Raw genomic sequence first — 23,757 nt, 5'->3', positions numbered from 1 at the left:
GCGACCTCGTCAATCCGACTCGTAGGGGATGGGGGAGCCCGAGAGCTGGCAGAGGGCGTTCAGGGCCGCGCGTTGCTCGGCGTCCTTCTTGTTCCGGCCCCACGCCGGGGCGTACCGGGTGCCGCCGATCTGGGCCGAGATCTTGAAGCATTTGGAGTGGTCCGGCCCCTTCTCGTCGAGGAGGAGGTAGGTCGGCGTCTCGCCGAAGTCGCGCTGGGCGGCCTGCTGGAGGTTGCTCTTGTAGTTGAGGCCGTTCTGGCCCTCGTCGGCGGACTCGATCTCGGGGCCCATGTAGCGGACGATGAACTGCGCCGCCGCGGACATCCCGCCGTCGAGGAAGATGGCCCCGATCAGGCTCTCGAAGACGTCGGCCAGGACCGAGGGGGGCGTCTGGTCGCCCGCGCCCATCCCCTTGCCCAGGAACAGGTACAGGTCGAGCGAGAGCGATTCCGAGATCCGCGCGCAGGTCCGCCGCGAGACCACGATCGACTTGATCCGGGTCAGGTCCCCCTCCTGGTAGTCGGGGAACTGGCGGAAGAGCATCTCGCAGACGACCGCGCCCAGGATGGCGTCGCCCAGGAACTCCAGGCGCTCGTTCGAGGCCAGGCGGTGGTTGGCCCCCGAGGCGTGCGTGAGCGCCTCGCGGAGCAGGTCGGCGTCCCGGAACTCGTAACCGAGCACGGCCTGACACTCGGCGAGCAGGCGGGCCTCGTCCCGGTGGGTCGTGGAGTTTGGCGCGGCGATGATTGGGGTTCCAAGCGGGAATTGCGCGGCGACGACCCGACGATATCCGACGCGAGGTCGAAAACCAGGCTAGCTCTCGGGATCCCCCTTGTCAACCGGCTGACCGCCCCGCCCGCCGACCCGGGACGGCCCGGGCGGATCACCGGCCTTCGGGACCGCGCGGCGGGGCGGGATCGCGGGCGCTCTCCACCCGCTTCAGCTCGCGGCTCAAGTTCGGCGTCAGGTCGGCCTGGTCGAACTCCCGGGAGCGTGGGAGGAGCACCTCCCAGTCGTGGCAGAGGTCGTATCGCACGCGGCCTTCGGTGGGGCGGGCGTCGAGGACGTGGCCGCCGACCTTGCGGTCGTCCGACAGGAAGTGCCAGTGCCAGCCGGGCACGGTCAGCCCGCCGACCCAGGCCGGGCTGCGGATGCCCAGGACCGTCCCCGAGAGGCCCTCGCGGGTCCAGACCGACTGGCTCTCGGCCACCTCCCCCAGCGGCCGGTAGGGCGGCTCCTGGCGATGGACGCTCCGCAGCTTGAGCGAGGCGAAACGGCCCTCGATCCGGACCGCGACGAACGAGTTCCTCTGCGGCAGCGCCTCGTCCAGTCGGGATTCCAGGGCGGTGAGGCCGGCGACCTGCGGGCATGCGAACGAGCCGTCCTCGTCGAAGGGGGTGACGACCGCGAACGGCGTCGTCCATTCGGGGCCGACCGGGACCACGGCCCCGTCGCCCCGGACCTGATAGGCCCGGCCGTCCAGGATGATCAGCTCGCCGTCGAGGTGGTCCAGCGTGCCGAGCCCGAAGTCGCCGTGCTCCAGCATCTCGGCGATCGTGTTCACCCCGTCGTACCGGCCGATCATGAGGGCGTTGATCACCGACGCCTGCGTGATCCGGTCGGGATTCCCCGAGGGCGCCGGCACGGGAGGGGCGCACGAGGCCGCAAGGCCGAGGACCAGGCACGTCGCAAGAAAACGCGGATATCGCATGATCGGATGACTCGGTCTCGACGAAGATGAGCGAACCGCGAGCCGCCGCGCCGCCCGATCCAGAATAAGCTCCGGCCCGCGAAGTTGCCGAGAGGCTCGTTCGAGGACGCGCAGAACGCCCGCGAGCGTGCCTGGCTCCTCGACCGCGCTCGGACGACCGGCGATGATTCGAATGTCGCCGATCCGGGATTCCGCAAAGTCGATGGAACCCGCCGGCGGATCTCGGACACTGCCTCTGCAGACGCGAATCGATCGACGGGGGCCGAGGATGAGAAAGCGTGACGAGGGCCTGATCGTCCGGGACCTTGACCGGCTCTTCCGCCAGGGGGTCGACCTCGCCCCCGACGGCGAGCTGCTTTGGAGGTTCCTGTCCGCCAGGGACGAGGACGCGTTCGAGGCGATCCTGGGCCGCCACGGGCCGATGGTCCGGGGCGTCTGCGGCCGGCTCCTGCGCGATCCTCACGACGCGGACGACGCCTTCCAGGCGACCTTCCTGGTCCTGGCCCGGGACGGGGGGAAGCTCCGCGACCCCGACCGCCTGGCCTCGTGGCTCTACAGCATCGCCCGCCGCGTGTCCGTGAGGGCCCGCGTCCGGGCCGACCGCCGCCGCGCCGAGCCGCTCGTCGCCGACTTCCCCGCTCGCGAGGAGGATCGCGCCGAGTGGTCCGACGTCCTCCCCGTCCTCGACGCCGAGCTGGCCCGCCTGCCGACGGGCCAGCGCGACGTCCTGGCGCTCTGCCTGCTCGGCGGGGCGTCCGAGCAAGAGGCGTCGCGACGCCTGGACTGCCCCGTCGGCACGGTCAAGAGCCGGCTCTCGCGTGCGAAGGAGGCCCTCCGGGGGCGTCTCGTCCGGCGGGGGATCGCGCCTGCGGCGGCGACGGCGGCGCTGGCGTCCGTCGAATCGATCGCGTCCCCCGTGTCCCCGAACCTGATCCACGCGACGCTGGCGGCCGTCTCGGCGAGGGCCGCGATCGCGCCGGCCGTCGCCGCCCTGACCCAGGGAGTCGCACCGACCATGTTCTCCAAGCCATTCCTCCTGATGCTGGCCGCGGCCGGCGGCCTGGGCGTCCTCGGCCTCTCCGCGACGGCCTGGACCTCCGACCCGACGCAAGACGCCGGGGGGGGCGGGGGCGACCCCGGACGCCCCGCGACGCCCGAGGTGGCCCAGATCAAGGTCCAGAACCTGAAGGCCATCCTGCTGGCGATGCACAATCACCACGATGCGCGGAACGCCTTTCCGGCGGCCGCCGTCGCCGGCCCCGACGGCCGGCCCTTGCTGAGCTGGCGCGTGGCGCTGCTGCCGTATCTCGGCGAGGAGGCCCTCTACAAGCAATTCCACCTCGACGAGCCCTGGGACGGGCCCCACAACCGGACGCTCCTCCGGCGCATGCCGGAGGTCTACCAGACGCCTGACCTCTCCACGCCCCTGGGCTTCTCCCGGTTTCGCGGGTTCACGACCCCGGGTGCGATGTTCGGCCCGGACGCGAACGCTTCGGACGGCGTCATGATGGGGAGCGGGATGATGAGGATGGACGGCGGCGGGGCCGCGATGGGGATGCCCGGAATGATGATGAGGATGGACGGCGGCGGGGCCGGGATGGGGATGCCCGGCATGATGGGAGGCGGACCCGCCTCGAAGCCGACCGGCTCGATGATGGGGGCCGGGATGGGGATGCCCGGCATGATGGGAGGCGGACCCGCCTCGAAGCGGACCGGCCCGATGATGGGAGCCGGCATGATGATGGGAGGCGCCGCCGGGCCGCAGGCGGGCGGGGCGAGGTCTTCCGAGAACGCTCCACGACTCGAAACGGCCCCCGAGGTCGGCGCGGGAGTCGGTCCGGTCGGGAGGGGGGCGGAGTCCGCGGCGGGGGGCGGATCGTCGGCCGACGCGCGGTCCGACGACCTGGGCGTGAAGCTCGAAACCGTGACGGACGGGACCTCGAACACCGTCTTCCTCGTCGTGGCCGACCAGCCGATCGAGTGGACGAAGCCGGAGGAGCCGACCACCGTCTCCGTCCGGGCCCTCGACGGCCACGACCCCCGCGGGGCGTTGATCGGCCTGGTCGACGGCTCGACCCAGTTCTTGCTCGACACCCCGCACCGCCCCGGGCTCTTCGCCGCCCTGGTCACCCGGTCCGGCGGCGAGATCATCAACTGGGGCGAACAGAGCGCCGCCCCGCCGCCGCCCGCCGGCGGGGCGGCTTCGGCGATGGGCGGCATGATGGGCTCGGGCTCCATGCGCCGCCCCGGGGCTGCTCCGGGAGGCGAGGCCGAAACGGAGACGGATCGTCGCCTCCGCCGCGTCGAAGAGAAGCTCGACCGCCTCCTCAAGAAGCTCGACGCCGCCGACGAGGCGCCGTGATCGTCTCGATCAGACCGTTTTCACCCCTTCGCCGTCGTGCCGGATCCCCGGGACGACGGCGATTCGCGTTACGGGTCGCCCGAAGTTCCGATCGAACGCGATGCCGAGGGCCCATTCGACGCGATCCCGTGCGAGTTCTCCGAAACTCGTTGACGAAGGATGATAGTCGGGATATATTTCCTTTAGGTTATACAACCGAAGGGTTATCCACCGATGATGACAGCGAGTCTCGACGCCACGTTCGCGGCGCTGGCCGACCCCACCCGTCGGGCGATCCTCGCCCGGCTGGCCCAGGGCGAGGCCACGGTGACGGAGTTGGTCTCCCCGTTCCAGCTCAGCCAGCCGGCGATCTCCAAGCACCTCAAGGTTTTGGAGAAGGCCGGGCTGATCACGCGCGGGAAGGACGCCCAGAAGCGGCCGTGCCGGATCGCGGCCGAGCCGCTCGCCGAGGCCAATGAATGGCTCGAAGACTATCGAAAGATCTGGGAAGCGCATTTCGACCGCCTCGACTCGCTCCTGGACGAGTTGAAGGCCCGAAAGAACCCCGAGAAATCCTAGAGGATCATGCCGATGCGGAACGCCCTGAAGGTCACGACCCCGACCGACCGCGAGATCGTCGTCACCCGCCGGTTCAACGCCCCGCGCGAGCTGGTCTGGGACGCGATGTCCCGGCCCGAGCTGCTCAAGCGCTGGGTGACCGGCCCTCCGGGCTGGGAGATGACGGTCTGCGAGGAGGACGCCCGCGTGGGCGGGACGTTCCGCTGGGCCTGGACCGGGCCGGACGGGGCCGCGATGTCGATGTCGGGAGTCTACCATGAAGTCACGCCGCCCGAGCGGTGCGTCCGCATCGAGCGGTTCGACTTCGGCTGCGGCCCCGCCGGCGCCGAACAACTCGCGACCCTGGACCTCGCCGATATGGGCGAAACGACGGAGCTGACGATCACTCTCCTGTACTCGTCGAAGGAGGCGCGCGACGGCGCCGCCGCCTCCGGGATGGAACATGGCATGGCCGCCGGCTACGACCGTCTCGACGAGATCCTCCAAGCCGCTATGGTCTGAGCCGAGCCCCGGGGTCGCGCGATCCATCTCTCGTCGACCGAAGCCGCCCGGCGAAGGGCCTCGTCACCTTCGCCGGGCGGCTCGCCTTTCGTTCGGCCGCGAGGAAACCTCGTGCGAGGCGAGTGACGCCCGCGGAACGATCGCCGCAAGATCCTCTTGTCCCGGCGCGGGGCCGAAGCTAACCATGAAGGACTCGGATCCTCGCCGGGTCGGGCCGCCCCAACGATGAATCCTCGAAGAATCGTCCGTCCTTGCAGAGGGTCGCCATGTCGGAGCGATGCGAAGTCCAGTCCATGCCGCCGCCGAGCCGTCGCAACATGGGGCTCGACATCCTTCGCGCGTTCGCGGTGATCCTCGTGCTGGGGCGGCACATGCCGAAGGTCCCGACGGACCTGCCTCTGCCGACGCGTCTGTTCTTCGCCGTTTGGCGACGCGGAGGCTGGGTGGGCGTCGACCTGTTCTTCGTCCTGAGCGGCTTCCTGGTTTCCGAGCTCCTGTTCGCGGAGTACCGGAAGAAGGGCGAGCTCTCCCTGCCCCGGTTCTACGTCCGCCGGGGCTGGAAGATCTACCCGCCGTTCCTGCTCCTGATCGCCGCCACCGCCCTGGTCGGGATCGTGCGGGGGCGGCCGCCGACGGGGCGAGAACTGGGCTCCGAGCTCCTGTTTTTGCAGAACTACCTCAGGCCCATGTGGAACCACACCTGGTCGCTCGCCGTCGAGGAGCATTTCTACCTGATGCTCCCGGCGCTCCTGGCCGGGTTGGCGTGGCTTCGCAAGGGGGCCGCGAACCCCTTCAAGCCGGTGGTCGCGGTCACCGCCGTCATGGGCCTGACGCTGCTGATCTTCAGGATCGTCAACGCCCTGGCGAGGGATCATTTCGAGTTCCGGACCCACGTCTTCCCGACCCATCTGCGGCTCGACTCGCTCATGTTCGGGGTCGTCATCGCTTATGCCTATCACTTCCATCAGGACTGGTTTCGGGCGACCTTCCACGGCCGTCGCCGGCGGCTGATCCTCGGCGGAGCGCTCGGCCTGCTGCCCGCCTTCGTGCTGGCCTCGGAGCGGAGCGCGTTCATCTGGACGATCGGGTTCACGATCTTCTATCTGGCCAGCGGGGCCCTCCTCGTGGGCGTGCTCCTCTCGGAGATACCCCGCGTCAAGGCGCTCGTCGCACTCGGGATCATGGGGGCGTACTCCTACTCGATCTACCTCTGGCACATGCCGCTGATCGATTGGGCGTTTCCCCTGGCGGAGCATCTCACATCTCGCAAGTTGAGCTTCTTGACGCAGGTCCCGCTCTACCTGGTCGGCTCGGTGGCGCTGGGGATCGTGATGTGCCGGTTGATCGAGATCCCCACCCTTCGCCTCCGCGACCGGTGGTTCCCGTCCCGGACGGGGCCCTCGCCGACGCTCGAGGGTTTGGCGATCGGTGGGCGGGTCGAAGCCGCTCCCGACGTGGAGTTCAAATCGTCACTCCTGCCCGAGCGCGCCACCTGAACGGCGCGCGGGATCGGCCGCGCCGGGCAGGCGGACGGCGGCCGCCATGGGGCTCAGGAGGTCGAGCGGAACTCGCGGACGATCGCGGCGAATTTCGCGGCGAGTTCGCGGATGCGGGCGAAGTCGCCGGCGGCGACGGCCCTGGGCTCGACGAGGGTGCCGCCGACGCCCAGGCAGCAGGCGCCGGCCTTCAGGAAGGCGGCGGCGGTCGTCAGGTCGACGCCGCCGGTGGGCATGAGCCTGATCTGGGGAAGGGGGCCGCGGACGGCCTTCAGGTAGGGCGGGCCGCCGACGTCGGCGGGGAAGACCTTGACCACGTCGGCCCCGGCCTCCCAGGCCGAGAGGATCTCGGTGGGCGTGAAGGCGCCGGGCATGACGGCCTTGTCGTAGCGGCGGCAGAGCCGGATCACGTCCAGGCTCACGACCGGGCTGACGACGTACTCGGCCCCGGCCAGGATCGCCGCGCGGGCGGTCTCGGGGTCGAGCACGGTCCCGGCGCCCAGGACGAGGGCGTCGCCCAGGGCGCGGCGGGCGTCGCGGATGACGTCGAGGGCGTCGGGGACGGTGAAGGTGATCTCGGCCGCCGTGACGCCGCCGTCGGCCAGGGCCTCGACGACCTTCACGAGCGCCTCGCCCGACTCGGCCCGGACGACGGCCACGATCCCGCCGTCGAGGATGCGCCTGAGGGTGGTTTCGCGACTCATTTCAGCATGCTTTCCTGTTTCTCGGGGAGGAACCGATCCAGCAGCCCCGCCAGCTCGGGGGCGCTGGGGATCTCCTTGAACCAGAGGATCGGGCCGGGGAGCTTCTCGAGGGCCTCCTCGTCGACCTTGAGCTTCTCGGAGACGACCATCACGAACCGCGGCGGCCCCAGCCGCGGGAGCTGGTCGAGCAGGCGGTCGAGCGTGGCCTTCTTCCAGAAGCCGACGACCTCGACGAACACGTCGACGCCGGTCTTCTTGTGCACCGCGCGGAAGTCCGGCACCCACACGCCCTCTCGGCCCAGCTCGACGATCTCGGTCGTCTCGGTCAGCTCCCACGCGGGGACGACCTGGCGGAACCGCTCGGCGAAGGCGGGGATCTCGGGCGGGACGTACACGCCCGTGTCGGCCGTATGCGGCACGAGCCCCAGGCCGGCGTCGACGTGGAAGCTGCGGGGCTCGCGCTTCGGCCCCCAGCGCAGCTCGGCGTCGAGCCGGAAGTCGCGGCAGCGGAGCAGGGCGGGCAGGAAGAGCGCCATCTGGAGCCCGTACCGCGTCGTCGCGCTGAAGAGGCTCAGCGGGCCGTCGACGTGGAAGACGTAGCCCTCCTTCATCGTCCCGCTCACGCGGTACAAGAGCCGGTGGAACTTGAGCTGGCGGAAGAGCTGGCGATACCGCGCGGGGGTCTCGTTGCGGACCTCGACCTGGACGCGGACCGAGCGCAAGAGGACCGTCTGGGCGAGCGCGACGTTGTAGCGGTCGAGCAGCCGCTGGGCCGTCATGTCCTGGAACGAGAGCATCCGGTTCTCGTCGCGGAGGTCGGCGAAGAGGCCGTCGATCAGGATCTTGGGGTCGACCTCCAGCTCCTTCGCCACGCCTTCGAGCACGACGTCGCGGCGGAAGGCCGGGCGCGGCCCGCGGCCGGGCTCGGGCAGGGGGTTGCCGTCGGTCGGGTGGGCGATCGCCAGGGCCTTGCGGTGCTCGGCCGCGGCGGTGAAGACCTTCTCGCGGATGACGTCGGGCGGGACGTCGGCGACGACTTCGAACTCGGCCCCGTCCTCGAGCACCTTGGCGAGCCCGCGATGCACGAGCGTCGCCTTGCCGCCGCCGCCGAACATCTCGTCGATCTCGCCCTCGATCTCCCCCCGGGTCATCCCGACCCCCTCGCGGAAGATCGCCAGCAGGCTCTCGGCCGCTTCGAGCCACTGCGCGCCCTCGCGGTTCAGGTAGAGCGGCAGCACCCGCTCCTTGCTGAACCTCACCCGCATCAGGTCGCCGGTCAGCATCGGGCGGGGCTCCCGGACGGGACTTGCGGCGAGAGGGATCGTTCCCGGGGGTTATGCCTTCGGTCGTGCACTTCGTTCTCGCTTCGTCCGGCCGCGCGAGCGCCGCGGGTCGAGCCTCGACCCACTCCGCGCACGGAGGCTCATCGGGAGACATTCTACCCGATGAGCGACCGCGCGCGGCGGGAGTCGACCCATCCGAGCTACATGATCGGCCGGGCCCGCTCGTCGCTGGCCTTGGAGCCGTATTCGACCCTCTGGTCGGCCGGCTGTTGCAGGGCGAGGGCGGCGAGGTCCCCCTCGGGGTGCTTGGTGTAGCGATCGACCGGCACCATCCCCAGGCGGACGAGGACGCCGCGGGGGTGGTCGGCGTGGACCGGCACGTCGGCGAAGGCGTCGCGGATCGCCTCGTCGATCGCCATGTCCTGGAGGGCCGTCGAGGCGGGCAGGAGCGCCAGGTCGTTTCCGAAGTCGACGGGGACGGCTCGCCGCGGGCGGGGGGCCACCGCGCCGGGCAGGTTGATCTGACGGATCCGGGTGCACGACTCGTGGTCGGACAGCCGGCCGAGCAGGTCCATGCCGACGAACTCGGCCTCGCCCCGCCCCGACTGCTCGAACTCCTCGGCGAAGTGGATCAGGTTCTCGCAGGTCGTGTGGTCGATGATCGACACCCCGTCCTGGAAGTGGAGGTAGAGGCGGTCGGCATCGCGGGGGATCGCGGCCAGCGTGCTGTTGACGCGCAGCGAATTGAAGCAGACGAGCGGCCCGTCGAACCGGACGTGGTACGAGTTCCCCTCGACGCCCGCCCCGGAGACCGGGCTGCGGAACAGGGCCGCCAGGTGTTCGGGCGCCCGAGCGATCGCCTCGACGGGCCCCTCGCCCCGCGAGGCGATCGCCAGGTTCAGCGCCAGCTTGGCGACGATCCCCACGCCGATCCCGATCAGGAGGTCGGTCATGAGGGTGGCGATCACCGTGATCGTGAACAGGCCGAGCTGCTCGCGGCCGATGAGCCCGATGTGCCGCCAGATGGCCGGCTCGCTCATCTTGTAGCCGGTGTGGATCAGGATCGCCGCCAGCGCGGCCAGGGGGATCATGCCGATCACCGGCCGCCCCGCGAACAGGAAGATCAGCAGGAAGCAGGCGTTGTAGAAGTTGGCCCAGAGGGTCCGCCCGCCGCCCACGATGCAGGCCTTGCTCTTCACGCCGCCGGGGATGATCGTCAGGCCGCCGGCCATGCTGGAGGCGATGTTCAGCACGCCCATCGAGAACAGCACGCGGTTCGGGCTCGACTTCCGCCGGAAGGGGTCGATCTTGTCGATCGCCTGGGCGGTCGCCAGCGATTCGACGCCGTCGACCATCGTCAGCGTCAGCACGCCGGCCAGGGCGTAGCCCCAGAGCGTCGAGTCGCCGAACAGGCCCGCGAAGTCGGGCAGGACGAGCCCGTGCCCCAGGATCTGGTCGGGCAGGTGGATCAGCGAGGAGCCGCCGAGGCCCAGCAGGCGGCCGAGCAAGATCCCGACGACGACGACCGTGAGCTGGGGCGGCACCTTCTTCAGCGGGCCGGACCACCGCGACCCGAGCGCGAACAGGAGCGCCAGGCACGTCAGGCCCAGCCCGAAGACCTGGGGCTGCATGTGCCGCAAGGCGGCCGGGGTCTCGGCGAGGTACTCGAAGAACTCGTGCGCGTGGTACGGCGCGCCCAGGAAGTTCGGGAGTTGCTTGGCGATGATCATCAGGCCGATCGACGCCAGCATCCCCTCGACCACCGCCGCCGGGAAGATGGCACTGAACCGCGCCGCCTTCAGCAGGCTGAGCACGATCTGGATCACGCCGACGATCGAGATGAGGGCCAGGAGCAGCGGGTAGCCCGTCGCCAGGTCGCCCTTGCCCAGGCTCAGCATCGCGGCCAGCAGCACGGGGGCCAGCCCGGCCGCCGGACCGCTGATGGTCACGAACGACCCTCCCAGGAAGGGGAGCAGCAGCCCGGCGATGATCGCCGAGATGAGCCCCGCGATCGGCGGGGCCCCCGACGCCACCGCGATCCCCTGCGACAGCGGCAGCGAGATCAACGACACCAGCAGGCCGGCCACGACGTCCTGTCGCCAATACTTGAGCCCCGCCACTCCGTTGGCCGGTTTCTCCGGGGGCGCGGCCTGATCCGCGGGACGGCCTTCAGCCGCCTCCTGCCCTTCGGTCTCGTGCATCATCGCACTTCCTTCGCGGCGCAAGACCCCCCGGTCGCGTGCGCGTCGGCTTCGCCGCAGATTCGGCGCGCACGTGGCCGCCGGTCGGATGTTGGAGCGAAATGGCGCGAGACCGCATCGTCGCGGCGGCTCCGTCCAGCAGACGCCTTCCCGCCGCCGCTGTCAAGGGCGTCGACGGATCACGATGCGTTCCGGCGGCGCATACATAGAAGACTCGCGGGCCCGCGTCGCGATCAATCGCCGTCGTAGGCGCTGTGCTGCCGGCGGCGGTTGGACGTGTATTCCTCGACGGTGCCGCGGGTGACGACCTCATAGAGCACGGCCTGCTTGTCGCCCGACTTGCGGAGGATGCGGCCCAGGCGCTGGACGTGCTCGCGGACCGAGCCGGAGCCGCTGAGGATGATCGCGATGTTGGCCTCGGGGACGTTCACGCCCTCGTTGAGCACCTTCGACGTCGCCACGATCGGGTAGGCCCCCGAGTTGAACCGCAGCAGGATCTCCCGTCGCTCCTTGGTCTTGGTCTGGTGGGTGATGACCGGCACGAGGAACCGCCGGGCGATCGTGTAGACCGTCGCGTTGTCGTGGGTGAAGATCAGCACGCGGTCCTGGTTGTGGCGGTCGAGCAGCCTGTCGAGGAGCTTGAGCTTGGCGGGGGCGGCCAGCGCCAGCTCGCGCTGGTCGCGGTAGGCGCGGAAGGCCTCGCGGCCCTCGGGCGAGCGGAAGGCGAGGAACAGGAACCGGCTCCAGCCGTCTGGCCGACGCATGTCGATGCCCGAGCCGCTGACGAACGCGCGATAGCACTCGCGGGCGTTCTCGTACCGCTGCCGCTCCTCCTCGCTGAGCGAGACGAACAGGGGGATCGTCTGGTACTCGGCCAGGAACTCGCCCCGGAGCTGGGTGATCTCGCGGCGGTAGACGATCGGGCCGATGAGCTGGTCGAGGTGCGTGTGCGCGTTGTCGGCCCTCTCGGGGGTGGCCGTCAGGCCGAGGCGGAACGGGGCGATGGCGGAGACGGCCGAGATCCCGTAGGTCGCCCCGGGCAGGTGGTGGCACTCGTCGAAGACGAGCAGGCCGAACCGGTCGCCGAGGCGTTCCATGTTGATGTAGGCCGAGTCGTAGGTCGTGACGGTGATCGGCCGGACGTCGTTGTAGCCGCCGCCGAGCAGGCCGATCTCGACGCCGAAGCTCATCGTCAGCTCGTCGTACCACTGGTTCATCAGGTCGATCGTGGGCGTGACGATCAGGGTGGGCCGGCCGGCCTTCTCGATGGCCATGTTGGCCAGGTGGGTCTTGCCGGTGCCCGTGGGGAGCACCACGACCCCGCGGCCGCCGGCCTTCCACCAGGCGTCGAGGCCCTCGACCTGGTGCGGGAAGGCCTCCTTGGCGACCTGGATCCGCCAGGGCGTCTGGGTCGGGCCGTAGCCCCGGGCCTCGTCGGCGTAGGCGATCTTCCGACTGCGGAGGTGCTCGACGAGCGGGCGGTACCAGATGGCCTCGGCCCGGAAGGTCCTGGTGCGGGGGTCGTAGCGGACGCCCGGCAGGGCGGCCTCGTCGCCCTCGGACAGGCCCTCGACGAGGACCGTCCCGCGGTCGAAGACCAGGCGCAGGGGGCGCGATTCGCCCTCGACCGAGATCGTCTCGCCCGCGCTCATGAACCGGCCGCTCCGCGCCCCGCCGCTCGCCGCCGCGGCGGCCGTCCGCCCGCGCCGCACTGCTGGCGTTTTATCCAGTCTACCCGACTCCCGGCCGGCCGACGAGCCCGCCCTCGGCCGTCGCGCGTATCGCCCGGCCCGCCCCCGCGGCTATACTGGACGGGGCGATCGCGACCCCTCTTCCTTCCCGCAGTACGAAGGCCTCCCGCTGATGAAGGTACGGCTCGACAAGCTCGTCGCCGAGCGATTCCAGCTCTCCCGCCGCGCCGCGCGCGAGGCGGTCGAGCGCGGCCAGGTCGACGTCGGCGGCGAGCGTCGCCTCGACCCGGCCGACGAGGTCGGGCCCGACGAGGCGGTGGCCTTCAGCCCGAACCGGCCGCGCGCCGACATGGCCGACCGCCGCCTCGACGTCATGTACGAGGATCGCGACGTCCTGATCGTCAACAAGCCCGCCGGCCTGCTCGTCCAGCCCACGTTCCTCCGCGAGCGCGACACCCTCCTCGAACGCGCCGGGCGGTATCAGCTCCACAAGCGGGGCGTCAAAAAGCCGTACGTCGGCATCGTCCATCGGATCGACCAGCAGACGTCGGGCGTGATCCTGCTCGTGACCTCGCCGCGGGCCCTGCGTCCGTTCCAGGAACTCTTCCGGACCCACACCATCGAGCGCGACTACCTGGCGGTGGTCGAGGGGGTCTTCCTGACCGACGTGGGGAGCATCAACCTGCCGCTGGTGGAAGACGCCGGCGACAACCGCCGGGGCGTCTCGCGCGACCCCGAGCGGGGCGTGCCGGCGACGACCCACTTCCGCGTCGTCGAGAGCTACGGCACCGCCGCCAGCCTCGTCTCCCTCCGCCTGGAGACGGGCCGGACGCACCAGATCCGCATCCACCTCGCGGCGCTCGACCACACGGTCGTCGGCGACCAGGTCTACGGCCGTCGGGGCCGCCCCAAGTTCCCGATCCGCTTCACCCGCCAGGCCCTCCACGCCGCCGCCCTGGGCTTCAACCACCCCCTGTCGGGCAACCCGATCCGGGTCGACGCCCCGCTCCCCGCCGACTTCAACGGCCTGGTCGACGAGCTGAAGCACGACTACGGCGTGACGAAGATCGGCGAGCACGGCTGAGGAGCCCCCGCGTCCTCAGTTGGGCTTGCGGTCCGCCTCGGTCCACCCGCGGGGCATGACGAAGGTCGGGACCTCGCCCAGCGTCACGTGATGGGGGAGCAGGCCCCAGGCGCAATCGAGGAGCCAACGCCGATCCAGCTCGGCCATGTAGGCCGCCTCGGCCGCCGCGGTCCGGGCCCACTTGACGGCCACGGCCCGCCGCTCCGGCGACTCGGGCGCGTCGCGCCAGCGATCCACCTCGCGGCTCTTCTCGGCGACGGTCGATCGCATCGTTTCGAAGAGCCGGTCGGTCGCCGCCTTCGACGCGTCGCGATCGTCCGGGGCGGACGCGAGGGCGGCCTCGATCGCGTCGCGAAGCCGCCGTTCCCGCTCAAGCTCCAGGCGGATGTTCTCGGCGTGGTGCGCGGAGAGGGCCCGGAAGCTCTCCCGCCTCGCCAAGAATCGGCCGACGAAGAACAAGGCGGCCGCGCAGGCGGCGACGGCCGCGAGGTTCAACAGGTTGCGACGCAAGACTCGCCCTCCCGATCGACCTCGCCTAATTCCGGCCCGAGTCTCGAGACGGGTGGAATTCGTCCGTGTCGATGAGCCTCGTGTCCTGCGCCTTGGCGACTTCCTTGTGGCCTTCGAGGGCGTGCGAGAGGGAGTCGGTGGGGATGCTGTAGCCGGCGACGATGATGGTGACGTTGTCCTTGCCGCCGGCCTCGAGGGCCTTCTCGAGCAGGATCTCGGTGGTCCGCTGGGAGCACTCGCCGCGGCGGAGGACCTCGGCGATGGCGGCGTCGTCGATCATGTCGGAGAGGCCGTCGCTGCACAGCACGACGCGGTCGCCGTGCTCCAGCCGGAGCCAGCGGACGTCGGCCTGGATCTTGCCGCGGTGGCCGCCGAGGTAGTTGGTGAGCGTGTTGCGCCGGGCGTGGGTGCGGACGTCCTCGGGCTTGATCTGGCCGGCGTCGGCGAGCGCCTGGGCGACCGTGTGGTCGCGGGTGAGCTGGGCGATCTCGCCGCCGCGGAACAGGTAGGCGCGCGAGTCGCCGACGTGGATCAGGAACAGGTGCGCGCCGACGCTGTAGGCGAGCGTCAGGGTGGTCCCCATCCCGAACAGCCGGCGGTCGCCCTCGCTCTTCAGCGTCAGGCGGCGGTCGATCTCCTGGAAATACATGCTCATCCGATTGAGCAGGTCGCGGGCTTCCTTCTCGTTGATCTTGAAGCCCCACTTGACCGACTTGTCGGCGAGGCGGACCCCCGTGCTGATGGCCAGCATGCTGGCGACGTCGCCGGCGTTCATCCCGCCCATGCCGTCGGCGACGACCATCGAGTAGCCGTCCTCGGCCAGCTCCTGGGGGAGCTGCCCGGCGGGGAGGTTGTCCATCAGGATCTCCATGTGCCGCGAGACCTTCGCGACCATGAAGTGGTCCTCGTTCCGGCTGCGGACCTTGCCCGGGTGCGACGTCGCCGCGAGGTCGACCTGCACGGAGGTGGTGGCCGGCTCGCGGGGCGCGGGCCGCGTCGAGGAGCTGAGGGGGCTGACCAGGAACTCGAACTGCGAGGTCTCGATCTTCACGGGCATCGCCGTCATGATGACGCTCCCCTGCGCGCGCCCGCATCCGGGATCGGGCGCCCTGGTCGCTGAATGTGGTCTCCCCAGCATAAGTGAGCAATTCGCGGACCGCATCGAAAATCGTCGGGACCGGGGCGATTCGGGCCGATCAGTCGGCCGGGCCGCGGCCCCCGGCCTGGGGACGCGCCCGGGTGGCGCGCGAGGCCCCGTCGCGGTGGGCCCGGCGGAAGGCGCCCGGGGTCGCGCCGGTGGACTTGCGGAACGCGGCGATCAGGTACTCGACGTGGGCGACGCCGACGCGCTCGGCGACGGCGTGGAGCGACAGGTCCGTCTCGACGAGCAGCCGCTTGACGCGGTCGAGCCGCATCCCGGCGATGGCGTCGTGGATCGTCCCGCCCGTCGAGGCCCGGAAGCGGCGGTGCAGCGTGCTCCGCGAGACCCCCGCGCGGCCGACCACGTCCTCGATCCGGATCCCCCGGCAGGCGTGCTCGCGGATGAACCGCATGGCGTCGGCGACGATCGGGTCGGCGATCGCGGTCACGTCGCTCGACTGCCGCACGGCGATGCCGAGGGGCGGGACGTGCAGCGTCGCGGCCGGCGGCGGCGCGCCGGCGAGGACCCCGTCGAGCAGCCGCGCGGCCTCGTAGCCGATCCGCCGGCAGTCGGGGATCACGCTGGAGAGCGAAGGCTGGGCCAGCTCGCAGGCCAGGATCTCGTCGTCGACGCCGATCACGGCGACCTCCTCGGGGACGGCGACGTCGGCCCGGCGGCAGGCGTCGAGCGCCTGGACCCCCCGGAAGTCGTTGCAGGCCATCAGGCCCAGGGGCTTGGGCAGGCCGTCGATCCAGCGCGCGACGCGCTCGATCTCGGCCTCCCACGCCGGCATCTGGTGGCCCCACGACACGGCGTGCGCGGGCTCGTAGTCCTCGCAGACGAAGCCGGCGGCCTCGACGGCCCGGCGGAACGACTCCAGGCGCAGGCGGGACCACTCGAACTGCGGGTAGCCGAAGTAGCCGAAGCGGGTGAAGCCCCGCTCCATGAGGTGCGCGGCGGCCGTCGCCCCGATGGCGAGCTGATCGCTCTGGACGGTCGGCAGCCCCGATCGCGGCTCCTGGTCGTCCAGGTCGATCGTGGGGATGCCGGTCTGGCGGATCAGCTCGGAGAACTGGGGGTAGAGCGTGGTGATGATGCCGTCGCCGTCCCAGTCCTTCAGCCAGGGGGGCGCGGGGTCCTGCATCGAGCGGGGCTCGAAGAAGACGGTCCACGGCCCGTTCTCGCGGACGTACTGGACCGTGCCGTGGAGGATCTCGCGGCCGTAGGCCATCGAGGTCTCGATGATCAACGCGACGTGGGGAGGTCCCGTCCTTCGTCGCCGTCTTCGAGGCATGGCGGGGGGCCCATCGGGTCGTACGGCTCCGGAGAGGGGGACGGCGGAATCGACGCCGACGCATTTCACGGCGCCGGCCGGATCTCGACGTTGCGGAACCACAGCTCGGCGGCCTCGATCTCCAGAGCGATCCGGCCCTTGGTCAGGGGGACGGGCGAGCCCGGCTTGGCGGGGTCGTCGAAGCGGACGGCGACGCCGCGGTTGACGACCCGGCCGTTGAGCAGGTGCGTGACCTCGGCCCCCTTGGCGATGATCTCGACGTCGTTCCAGCCGTCGCGCTCGGCGACCTCGGCGAGCCGGTGCTGGTAGTCGATCCCCTTCAGCCCCAGGACGCGCGGCTCGCCCCCCTTGTCGGCCGGCAGGAACGTCGGGTAGTCGGGCGACTTGGCGTCGCGGGTCCGGGGGTCGATCGTGGTGTCGAGCTGCATGCCGAAGAGCGCGATCAGGTCGCCGACGTTCGTCTCCTCGATCTGGTACTGCAGCGACCGCGGCCAGACGGCGTCGGGGCCGGTGATGTGGTAGTACAGCCCGGCGTCTTTCTTGAGCGCATAGCGGGGCTCGAACTTAGTCGTACCCCAGCGGTACTGGAGCCGCAGGTGGTAGTCGCCGTATTCCTTCTCGGTCCCGATGTAGCCCATCAGCACCTTGGTCTTGTCCGGGACGCCCTTGTAGAGGTGGATCGTCCCGTCCTCGATCGTGATGATCTTGTCGGGGTCGGCGTCGCGGCCGTGCTGCTGGAGGAACGTGTACCAGCCGGTGAGGTCCTTGCCGTTGAACAGGGGCGTCCAGCCCTCCGACGAGTCGGGGGGCGCCGCGAGCGCCAGGCTCGACGCGAGGACCAGGGAGGGGAGGGAGAGGAGCATCGGTCACCACCTTTCAGGGGGGTCGTCGGTCAGGGCTGCCTGAGGAACGCGATCAGGTCGGCCACGCCTTGCTCGCCGAGCGCGTCCTCGAAGCCCTCGGGCATCAGGGAGCGCCCGGTGCGGCGGACGGCCTCGACCTCGGAGCGGAGGACCGCCTGCTCGACGCCCTCGGCGCCGCGGAGCTTCAGGCTGGCGGCGGTCTCCTCGGCGAGGAGGCCCGTGAGGGTCTGGCCGCGTCTGGTCAGTATGACGAAGGCGACGAAGTCCGGGGAGACGTCCGCGTTCGGGTCGAGGACGTCCTTCAGCAGCGCCGACGGCGGCCGGCCGGCCACGCCCGAGAGGTCCGGGCCGACCTTGTAGCCGTCGCCCCGGTGCTGGTGGCAGGTCCGGCAGTTCTTGACGAACAGCTCGCGGCCGCGGCCGGCGTCGCCGGCGAGCGCGAGGGCGGGCTGGAATCGGGCGACGACGCTGGCGCGATCGCGGGGCGTGCGCGACTCCAGCAGCGCCGCGGCGCGGCGGGCGACCTCGGGGTCGGCGGAAGATCGGAGCGCCTCGCGGCCCGCCGGGGTCAGCTCGGCCAGGGCGACGGAGTCGTCCTCGAGCGCGGCGAGGAGGCGTCCCGCCAGCGGGGCCGACCGCAGCATCGCCGCCAGCACGGCCGCCCGCGAGCCGGTCGGGATCGACTCCCAGGCCGCGAAGATCCGATCCGCCAGCTCCGGCGAGCCGACCTCCGCGACGGCCTCCGCGGCGGAGGCGCGGACCGCGTCGGGCTGGTCGGCCGCCAGCAACGCGGCGATCCGCTCGGCCGCGTCGTCGGGCCGGAACCGCGCCAGGAGCGTCAGGGCGCGGGCCCGATCCCCCGGCTCGACGTCGGCCGACCCCACGACGGCCGCCGCGCGGTCGAGGAGCACGCCGACCCCCTTGAAGCGGTCGCCGGCCGTCAGCTCGCGCGGCGGACGCCCCGCGCGGGCCAGTCCGTCGGAGAGCCCGAGCAGGAGCGCGACCCGCCCCGCGATGCCGGCCTCGTCCGGGGCGGCCGCGAGCCGCGTCGCGAACGCCTGCAACTCCTCGGGCTTCGCCCGCGCGCCGAGGATCGCGGCCGTCGCGCTCAGGAGATACGCCTGGCCCGCCGTCGGCTCCGCGAGCCAGCCGGGATGGGCGTCGAGGATGGCCGAGAGGAACAGCGGGGCCGTGTCGCGCAGGCCGCTCAAAACGGCCAGGCGGGCCCACTCGTCGTCGGCGTCGCGGGCGGCGATCTTCGCCAGGGCGCTCACGGCGGCGGGGGCGTCGGAATCGCCCAGGACGATCGCCGCCTGGAAGCGGACGCGGGCCTCGGGGTCGTCGGCCAGGGTCGCGAGCGCAGCGAGCAAACCGGGACGGCCGGCGGCGAGCTTCGCGGCGGCCTCGCGGACGTCGGCCGAGGCGTCGGCGAGGAGGCCGGCGACGATCCGATCGTCGAGCGACCCGAGGCCGTCGAGCGTCCAGGCGGCCTGGATCCGGCCGACGGGCGTCGCACTCGACTTCGCGAGGGCCTCCAGACCCGGCACGGCCGCACGGTCCGCGCGCGTGACGAGCAGGCGCTGGGCGACGTCGCGCCGCCAGCCGTTGGGGTGCTCCAGCAGGGCGACCAGCTCCTCGGTTGGGGCCTTCGCCAGGCGGGGCGGCGCGGGCGGCGTGGTCCCCTTCTTGGCGATCCGCCAGATCCGGCCGCGATTGTTCCAGCGGCGGAACTCGATCGACTCGCGGAGGGCGGCCGGGACGAACGCGGGGTGCTCGACCATCTCGCGGTAGAAGTCGACGACGTAGAGCGCCCCGTCCGGCCCGGTCGCCAGGTTCACGGCGCGGAAGCACGGGTCGGTCGAGGCGAGGAACTCGCGGTCGGGCTCGGCGCGGCGGGCGAGGAACGTCGGCCCGCGATGCTCCAGCACCCGGCGCTGGACGAGGTTCGTGAGCGATTCGCAGAAGAAGGCGTCGCCGCGATAGGCGTCGCCCAGCAGGTCGCCGCGGTAGATCGTCGGGCCGCAGCTCGCGTTGAAGTAGGTCGTCGACTCGCGGTTGAACGTCGTCGGCGGCGGGCTGATGGGGAAGACGCGGCCGCCATCGGCGGGGTCGAGGATCGGCGCGACCGTGGCCGACTCGGCCAGGTAGGGGTTGCGCGCGAGCGTCCGCTCCTCCAGCACGACGTGGCGGATGGGCATGGTGTTCCACGAGGGGAACCGCCGCCCCCAGTCGTCGCGCGGCAGGCCGAACTGGCTGAAGCCCGAGACGACCTGGACCTCGCCCGTGTCGGGGCGGAACCGGAAGTCGTGGAGCCGGAGCGGGACGGCCTTGTCGTCGGGGTCGCCGGGCTTGCGCACGACGCCGTCGCTGCGGCCGTTCGCGCCGTAGACCCAGTTGTCGGCGCCCCAGCTCAGGCCGTTGACGCGGAGCTGGGTGTTCCCCTCGGCGAAGCCGGTCAGGACGACCTTCTTCGCGTCGGCCACGCCGTCGCCGTCGTCGTCCTTGAGGAAGAGGATGTCGGGCGCCGAGGTGACCAGCACGCCGCCGTTCCAGGGGAGGACGCCGTTGGGGAAGTTCAGCCCCTCGGCGAACGCCGTCACGCGGTCGTACCGGCCGTCGCCGTCGCGGTCCTCCAGCAGCCGGACCTTCCCCGAGCCCGGCCCGGAGGGATAGTCGAGCATCTCGGCGACGTACAGCCGGCCGTCCTCGTCCCAGGCCGCGGCCACCGGGCTGTGGATGTCGGGCTCGGACGCCACCAGGTCGATCGTCAGCTCCGGGTCGATCAGCCGGAGCGTCGCCTTCGCCCGCTCCGGCGGCAGCGGCCCCTGGCCCGAGGCGGCCGTCGAGAGGAGCGTCGCAGCGACCAGGCCGAAGATCGGGCTTCGCGGAGAGTACAAGAGCCTCGCCATGGAGTGGTTCCCTTCGCGGCCGAGAGCCGTACCGTCATGGCCTTCCCCCCGCGCGGGGGAAGGTGGCCCGTCAGGGCCGGATGAGGGGGAGGACGAGCACGAAGATCGTCGCAGCCACTCCTTCTCCCGGCGGGAGAAGGTGGCCCGCAGGGCCGGATGAGGGTCGCGGCGCTTCGAGGAAACCTTCGTGGTCCGTCACGCCGTCCGAACTCCCTCGACCCTCATCCGCCGCTGCGCGGCACCTTCTCCCGCCGGGAGAAGGGTGCTTCAGAGGGAGCCCCGAGTTCCGATTCAGGGCGTCGGCTTCTCGTCGTGGAGGGTCTTCAGCAGGCCGACGGCCTCGTCGACGATCATCTCGCCGACGCCGGGCGACGTGTAGCTGTGCAGACCGGTCCAGGTCTGGTAGCCGCCCAGCTCGAACCCCTTGCGGTCGGGGACGTAGCCGATGTAGTCGTTGGCGAGCTCGAACACGTATGTGTGGCGGAACGGGCTCCGGCGCTTGATGTCCTGGCCCAGCACGGTGAAGAACTCGGCCGGCACTCCCACGACGGCGACGTCGCCGATGCGGATCGCCTGGATCCAGGTCTTGCGGTCCTCGCCCTTGCGCGGGGCCAGCTCCTTGCGCATGTCGCGGAAGACGTCGACGACGAACTGGGCGATCTTGGGGTGGTCCTTGAGCTTGTGGGCCTCGTACGCCGAGACGGTCGCGTCGTCCTTCGAGTCGTCGAAGTCGCGGACCTTCACCACGATCTCCTTGCGGATACCCTTCACGCTGCCGACGGGGGTCGGCTCGGCCTTCGCCAGGGCGGCGAGGACCGAGTTCTTGATGCGGACGATCATCTCGTCGGCCTTCAGGTCGAGGTTGTGGGTCGAGCCCGAGGCGCCCTCGAAGAACAGGACCGTGCCCCCCAGCTCCTTCTCCAGCTCCTGGGCGGCCAGGCCGTAGAACGCGGGCGAGCGCTTGCCCGGCGTTTTGGCGCCGATGGTGTGGGTCGAGTGGTTGAACATCAAGGCCTCGAGCTTGCCGTCGGGCCGGCGGAAGGCCCAGACGGGCAGCTCGGGGTCGAAGGGGCCGGTGGGGCGGACGACGTCGTCCATGGCGCCCGTCCAGAAGATCATGCCGTTGGAGAGCAGCAGCCGGCTGTTCCTGCCGATCGAGGACTCCTCGCCGAGGCGGAAGGTCATCGTCGCCGGGGCGAGCCGCGCGTTCGCCGCGACGGCGGCCTCGACGGCCTTGTCGCCGACCTGCTTCGTGAACGCCTCCTCGCGGCGGTAGCCGTGGATCGAGACGGTCGTCGGCGCGTGGTGGGTGTGGGTGGCGTTGATCAAAATGTTGTCGAACGGGACGCCGGTCGCCTTCTCGATCCGCCGGGCGGCGTCGTCGAGCACGTCGCGCTCGACCATCAGGACGTCCAGCTCGACGAGCGCGACCTTGGCCCCCTGGGGGTCCTCGATCACGACGGCGGTGGCCCGCAGCTCGCCCTCCTGGCCCGTCGCTTTGCCGGGGCCGATGCCGCCGCCGATGACCATCGCGTCGTCGGCCGCGATGTTGGCGGCGGCCGCGCCGACCTTCAAATCGCCGGCCGACGCGGGCGGGCCCGCCAGGGCGGCCGCGAGGAGGGTGCCGCAGAAGAAGAGGCTCCGATGCATGGAAGAGGCTCCGTGGTGCTGCGGCCGGCGCGGGGCCGGCCGTGGGGGCTGTCGGCCGCCGCGCCGGCGGGGCCGGCGCGGCGACGGGGTCGGTCAGGGACGGGGTTTCTTCCCTTTCGCCTTGGATATCTTCGCCAGGTCGGCCGGGGAAAGCTCCAGCGGGGGCGCGGGGGTCAACGTCCCCGGCGGCAGGTCGGCCGGCGTGCCGGACAGCTTATCCTCCGCCCAGCAGCCGAGACAGAAGGCGGAGGCGAAGGCCGCCGCGAGGAGCCGCGCGGTCCGCTTCGTGAGGGTGGCGTTCATGGTCGGGTCGTCCTCCGTCGGTGACTCATCCTGGATCAGTAGGAGTCGGCGCTCAAGACCTCGCCGCCCGAACGCGTGCCGAGCGCCCACCACGCGGGGAGGCTGATCGAGTCCTTGACGAACCGGACGGAGCCGTCGGACAGGGCGACGTTCACGCCGCCGGAGTGGTTGCTGTTCGCCGCGGCCGAGCCCGTGGGGCCGACGAACTGGACGTATGAGATGTCGCCCGAGTTGCCGCAATGCAGGCTGTTGGGGCGGGCGACGTGCATGTAGTTCACGAGCGCGACGTGGGTCGGGTAGGCCGCCATCCAGTTGAAGCCGAGGTACGACGAGGCCGTGGGATTGGCCGTCGTCGTGGCGGGCAGCGACATGCAGGCCTGGGCCGCCTTCGTCGCGCCGTCGACCCCCGAGCCGACGCCCGAGTTGTCGACGCCCGGGAAGATCACCCGCTTGGCGTCCTTGGAGCCGGGGGTCATCGTCGCGACCAGGACGGGCTGCGACCCCAGGCCGATCAGGTGTTCGCTGAAGACGGCCGTGTTCGAGGTGCCGTCGGTGATCGAGGCGATCCGGACGATCCCCGCGCCGCCGCCCCAGCCCTTCGTCCCGATCCCGCCGTTGAGCGCCAGGTCCTTGGGGGGCACGATCGTGCCGCTGTAGGCCGAGAGCTGCCCTGGGCCGCCGAAGTTGCCGACGTAGCTGCTCGTCCCCCAGGGATACCCCGGGCGCTGGCCGATCGACTCGGAAGGGCAGAGGAGCGAGCCGACCTGGGTGTAGCCGGCCGTCGTGGCGTGGAGGCCGAAGTTGCCGAGCCCGAAGTTCATCGCGTCGTACAGGGCCCCCTGCTCGAACTGGGGCAGCAGGGCGACCGTCCACGACCAGGAGAAGCCCTGGTCCACCGTCTCGGCCGTGTTGTAGTTGCACTGCATCGGCATGCAGTCGTACGTCGAGAGGTAGTTCTGGGCCGCCAGGCCCAGCTGCTTCAGGTTGTTGACGCACTGGGCCCGTCGGGCCGCCTCGCGCGCCGACTGGACGGCGGGCAGGAGCAGGGCGATGAGGACCGCGATGATCGCGATGACCACCAGCAGCTCGATCAGGGTGAAACCGCATCTCCGGCGCATGGTCGAATCTCCTGGGAACCTGTTGAGGTGCAAGGGTTCGGTTCGGCGACGATGCGCCCGGGGCGTTGTGGACGCCGGCAGGGAGGGCGCGTCGGGAGAGGCGCGGTCGGCTCTACACGGTTGGGTGAGCACAAGTTAAACAATCGTCGAGCAGGAATGGAATTGAGCTTTCATGCATTCGAACTAAGAAATCGCGTCACGCCGACGCCCCGGGACGGCCCCGAGGCCCGGCAGCGTCCGGCGGGGCCCTCGCGGGCGGAATTCCTCGAAATTCGGCCTCGGGACGGCCTCGACGCGACGGACGGACGAATCCAGGCGTCCACGTATCATCGGCCGACGCGTCCGGCGCGGCCGCGGCGTCCGAGCTCGGGCCGATCG

The 23,757-nt window shown here is 71.1% G+C and carries 19 protein-coding genes; 5 read left to right on the top strand and 14 right to left on the bottom strand.

Annotated features, from left to right (window positions below; genetic code table 11):
* Positions 1-9 precede the first annotated feature (9 nt).
* Positions 10-681: a ribonuclease III gene (gene rnc / locus PZE19_RS23995; protein WP_277863136.1), complete on the bottom strand. Its 672-nt coding sequence runs from the start codon at positions 679-681 to the stop codon at positions 10-12.
* Positions 682-883: 202 nt separating this feature from the next.
* Positions 884-1,711: an acetolactate decarboxylase gene (gene budA / locus PZE19_RS23990; protein WP_277863135.1), complete on the bottom strand. Its 828-nt coding sequence runs from the start codon at positions 1,709-1,711 to the stop codon at positions 884-886.
* A 268-nt stretch (positions 1,712-1,979) separates the two neighbouring features.
* Between budA and PZE19_RS23985 the strand changes: the two genes are divergently transcribed.
* The 4 genes from PZE19_RS23985 to PZE19_RS23970 all read left to right on the top strand — a co-directional run bounded on the left by PZE19_RS23985 (position 1,980) and on the right by PZE19_RS23970 (position 6,628).
* A complete protein-coding gene (locus PZE19_RS23985; RefSeq protein ID WP_277863134.1) occupies positions 1,980-4,073 on the top strand; it encodes a sigma-70 family RNA polymerase sigma factor in 2,094 nt (697 codons plus the stop codon).
* 213 nt (positions 4,074-4,286) lie between these two features.
* Entirely contained in the window at positions 4,287-4,631 is a 345-nt protein-coding gene (locus tag PZE19_RS23980) for an ArsR/SmtB family transcription factor (RefSeq protein WP_277863133.1), read from the top strand.
* Between the two features lie 12 nt (positions 4,632-4,643).
* Positions 4,644-5,132 carry an SRPBCC family protein gene (locus tag PZE19_RS23975; RefSeq protein ID WP_277863132.1) on the top strand — a complete coding sequence of 163 codons (489 nt, stop codon included), beginning with the start codon at positions 4,644-4,646 and terminating at the stop codon, positions 5,130-5,132.
* A 266-nt stretch (positions 5,133-5,398) separates the two neighbouring features.
* On the top strand, positions 5,399-6,628 hold the full coding sequence (locus PZE19_RS23970; protein WP_277863131.1) for an acyltransferase family protein: 1,230 nt from the start codon (positions 5,399-5,401) through the stop codon (positions 6,626-6,628).
* Between the two features lie 53 nt (positions 6,629-6,681).
* On the opposite strand, the gene PZE19_RS23965 is transcribed toward PZE19_RS23970, so the two are convergent.
* The 4 genes from PZE19_RS23965 to PZE19_RS23950 form a co-directional block, all read right to left on the bottom strand.
* Positions 6,682-7,332, bottom strand: coding sequence for a bifunctional 4-hydroxy-2-oxoglutarate aldolase/2-dehydro-3-deoxy-phosphogluconate aldolase (locus PZE19_RS23965; protein ID WP_277863130.1), 651 nt, complete (start codon positions 7,330-7,332; stop codon positions 6,682-6,684).
* Positions 7,329-8,615 (bottom strand): DUF790 family protein, encoded by a 1,287-nt coding sequence (locus tag PZE19_RS23960; RefSeq protein ID WP_277863129.1) that lies wholly within the window; start codon positions 8,613-8,615, stop codon positions 7,329-7,331. Before PZE19_RS23960 ends, PZE19_RS23965 begins: the two co-directional genes overlap by 4 nt.
* A gap of 200 nt (positions 8,616-8,815) precedes the next feature.
* Entirely contained in the window at positions 8,816-10,816 is a 2,001-nt protein-coding gene (locus PZE19_RS23955; RefSeq protein WP_277863128.1) for a SulP family inorganic anion transporter, read from the bottom strand.
* A gap of 233 nt (positions 10,817-11,049) precedes the next feature.
* Complete coding sequence (locus PZE19_RS23950) at positions 11,050-12,468, bottom strand: DEAD/DEAH box helicase family protein (RefSeq protein ID WP_277863127.1); 1,419 nt, start codon at positions 12,466-12,468, stop codon at positions 11,050-11,052.
* A 211-nt stretch (positions 12,469-12,679) separates the two neighbouring features.
* Here PZE19_RS23950 and PZE19_RS23945 point away from each other — a divergent pair, with 211 nt between their 5' ends.
* The gene (locus PZE19_RS23945; protein ID WP_277863126.1) at positions 12,680-13,591 is read left to right on the top strand and encodes an RluA family pseudouridine synthase; all 912 of its coding nucleotides are present in this window, start codon (positions 12,680-12,682) and stop codon (positions 13,589-13,591) included.
* 15 nt (positions 13,592-13,606) lie between these two features.
* Here PZE19_RS23945 and PZE19_RS23940 read toward each other — a convergent pair whose 3' ends face one another.
* From PZE19_RS23940 to PZE19_RS23905, 8 genes are all read right to left on the bottom strand, one after another.
* Positions 13,607-14,101 carry a hypothetical protein gene (locus tag PZE19_RS23940; RefSeq protein ID WP_277863125.1) on the bottom strand — a complete coding sequence of 165 codons (495 nt, stop codon included), beginning with the start codon at positions 14,099-14,101 and terminating at the stop codon, positions 13,607-13,609.
* A 25-nt stretch (positions 14,102-14,126) separates the two neighbouring features.
* A complete protein-coding gene (locus PZE19_RS23935; RefSeq protein ID WP_277863124.1) occupies positions 14,127-15,167 on the bottom strand; it encodes a PP2C family protein-serine/threonine phosphatase in 1,041 nt (346 codons plus the stop codon).
* A gap of 130 nt (positions 15,168-15,297) precedes the next feature.
* Positions 15,298-16,473, bottom strand: coding sequence for a XylR family transcriptional regulator (locus tag PZE19_RS23930; RefSeq protein ID WP_277863123.1), 1,176 nt, complete (start codon positions 16,471-16,473; stop codon positions 15,298-15,300).
* A gap of 128 nt (positions 16,474-16,601) precedes the next feature.
* Positions 16,602-17,399 carry a 3-keto-disaccharide hydrolase gene (locus PZE19_RS23925; RefSeq protein ID WP_277863122.1) on the bottom strand — a complete coding sequence of 266 codons (798 nt, stop codon included), beginning with the start codon at positions 17,397-17,399 and terminating at the stop codon, positions 16,602-16,604.
* A gap of 29 nt (positions 17,400-17,428) precedes the next feature.
* Positions 17,429-20,308 carry a PVC-type heme-binding CxxCH protein gene (locus PZE19_RS23920; protein ID WP_277863121.1) on the bottom strand — a complete coding sequence of 960 codons (2,880 nt, stop codon included), beginning with the start codon at positions 20,306-20,308 and terminating at the stop codon, positions 17,429-17,431.
* A 291-nt stretch (positions 20,309-20,599) separates the two neighbouring features.
* Positions 20,600-21,958 (bottom strand): hypothetical protein, encoded by a 1,359-nt coding sequence (locus PZE19_RS23915; protein WP_277863120.1) that lies wholly within the window; start codon positions 21,956-21,958, stop codon positions 20,600-20,602.
* Between the two features lie 93 nt (positions 21,959-22,051).
* The gene (locus tag PZE19_RS23910; RefSeq protein ID WP_277863119.1) at positions 22,052-22,261 is read right to left on the bottom strand and encodes a hypothetical protein; all 210 of its coding nucleotides are present in this window, start codon (positions 22,259-22,261) and stop codon (positions 22,052-22,054) included.
* A gap of 35 nt (positions 22,262-22,296) precedes the next feature.
* On the bottom strand, positions 22,297-23,379 hold the full coding sequence (locus tag PZE19_RS23905) for a DUF1559 domain-containing protein (protein WP_277863118.1): 1,083 nt from the start codon (positions 23,377-23,379) through the stop codon (positions 22,297-22,299).
* Between the last annotated feature and the right edge of the window lie 378 nt (positions 23,380-23,757).

It is taken from the genome of Paludisphaera mucosa, from assembly GCF_029589435.1.
GTDB classification, from domain to species: domain Bacteria; phylum Planctomycetota; class Planctomycetia; order Isosphaerales; family Isosphaeraceae; genus Paludisphaera; species Paludisphaera mucosa.
The sequence above is the reverse complement of the archived record's forward strand: the minus strand, read 5'-3'. Positions and strand labels throughout refer to the sequence as shown.

Excerpts from the sequence above, each read along its gene's own strand:
- PZE19_RS23955 (WP_277863128.1), bottom strand. The coding sequence starts at position 10,816 with ATGCACGAGACCGAAGGGCAGGAGGCGGCTGAAGGCCGTCCCGCGGAT.
- budA (WP_277863135.1), bottom strand. The coding sequence starts at position 1,711 with ATGCGATATCCGCGTTTTCTTGCGACGTGCCTGGTCCTCGGCCTTGCG.
- PZE19_RS23930 (WP_277863123.1), bottom strand. The coding sequence starts at position 16,473 with ATGGCCTACGGCCGCGAGATCCTCCACGGCACGGTCCAGTACGTCCGC.
- PZE19_RS23905 (WP_277863118.1), bottom strand. The coding sequence starts at position 23,379 with ATGCGCCGGAGATGCGGTTTCACCCTGATCGAGCTGCTGGTGGTCATC.
- PZE19_RS23960 (WP_277863129.1), bottom strand. The coding sequence starts at position 8,615 with ATGCTGACCGGCGACCTGATGCGGGTGAGGTTCAGCAAGGAGCGGGTG.
- PZE19_RS23925 (WP_277863122.1), bottom strand. The coding sequence starts at position 17,399 with ATGCTCCTCTCCCTCCCCTCCCTGGTCCTCGCGTCGAGCCTGGCGCTC.
- PZE19_RS23910 (WP_277863119.1), bottom strand. The coding sequence starts at position 22,261 with ATGAACGCCACCCTCACGAAGCGGACCGCGCGGCTCCTCGCGGCGGCC.
- PZE19_RS23965 (WP_277863130.1), bottom strand. The coding sequence starts at position 7,332 with ATGAGTCGCGAAACCACCCTCAGGCGCATCCTCGACGGCGGGATCGTG.
- PZE19_RS23980 (WP_277863133.1), top strand. The coding sequence starts at position 4,287 with ATGATGACAGCGAGTCTCGACGCCACGTTCGCGGCGCTGGCCGACCCC.
- PZE19_RS23975 (WP_277863132.1), top strand. The coding sequence starts at position 4,644 with ATGCGGAACGCCCTGAAGGTCACGACCCCGACCGACCGCGAGATCGTC.
- PZE19_RS23945 (WP_277863126.1), top strand. The coding sequence starts at position 12,680 with ATGAAGGTACGGCTCGACAAGCTCGTCGCCGAGCGATTCCAGCTCTCC.
- PZE19_RS23915 (WP_277863120.1), bottom strand. The coding sequence starts at position 21,958 with ATGCATCGGAGCCTCTTCTTCTGCGGCACCCTCCTCGCGGCCGCCCTG.
- PZE19_RS23950 (WP_277863127.1), bottom strand. The coding sequence starts at position 12,468 with ATGAGCGCGGGCGAGACGATCTCGGTCGAGGGCGAATCGCGCCCCCTG.
- PZE19_RS23970 (WP_277863131.1), top strand. The coding sequence starts at position 5,399 with ATGTCGGAGCGATGCGAAGTCCAGTCCATGCCGCCGCCGAGCCGTCGC.
- PZE19_RS23935 (WP_277863124.1), bottom strand. The coding sequence starts at position 15,167 with ATGACGGCGATGCCCGTGAAGATCGAGACCTCGCAGTTCGAGTTCCTG.
- PZE19_RS23985 (WP_277863134.1), top strand. The coding sequence starts at position 1,980 with ATGAGAAAGCGTGACGAGGGCCTGATCGTCCGGGACCTTGACCGGCTC.
- PZE19_RS23920 (WP_277863121.1), bottom strand. The coding sequence starts at position 20,308 with ATGGCGAGGCTCTTGTACTCTCCGCGAAGCCCGATCTTCGGCCTGGTC.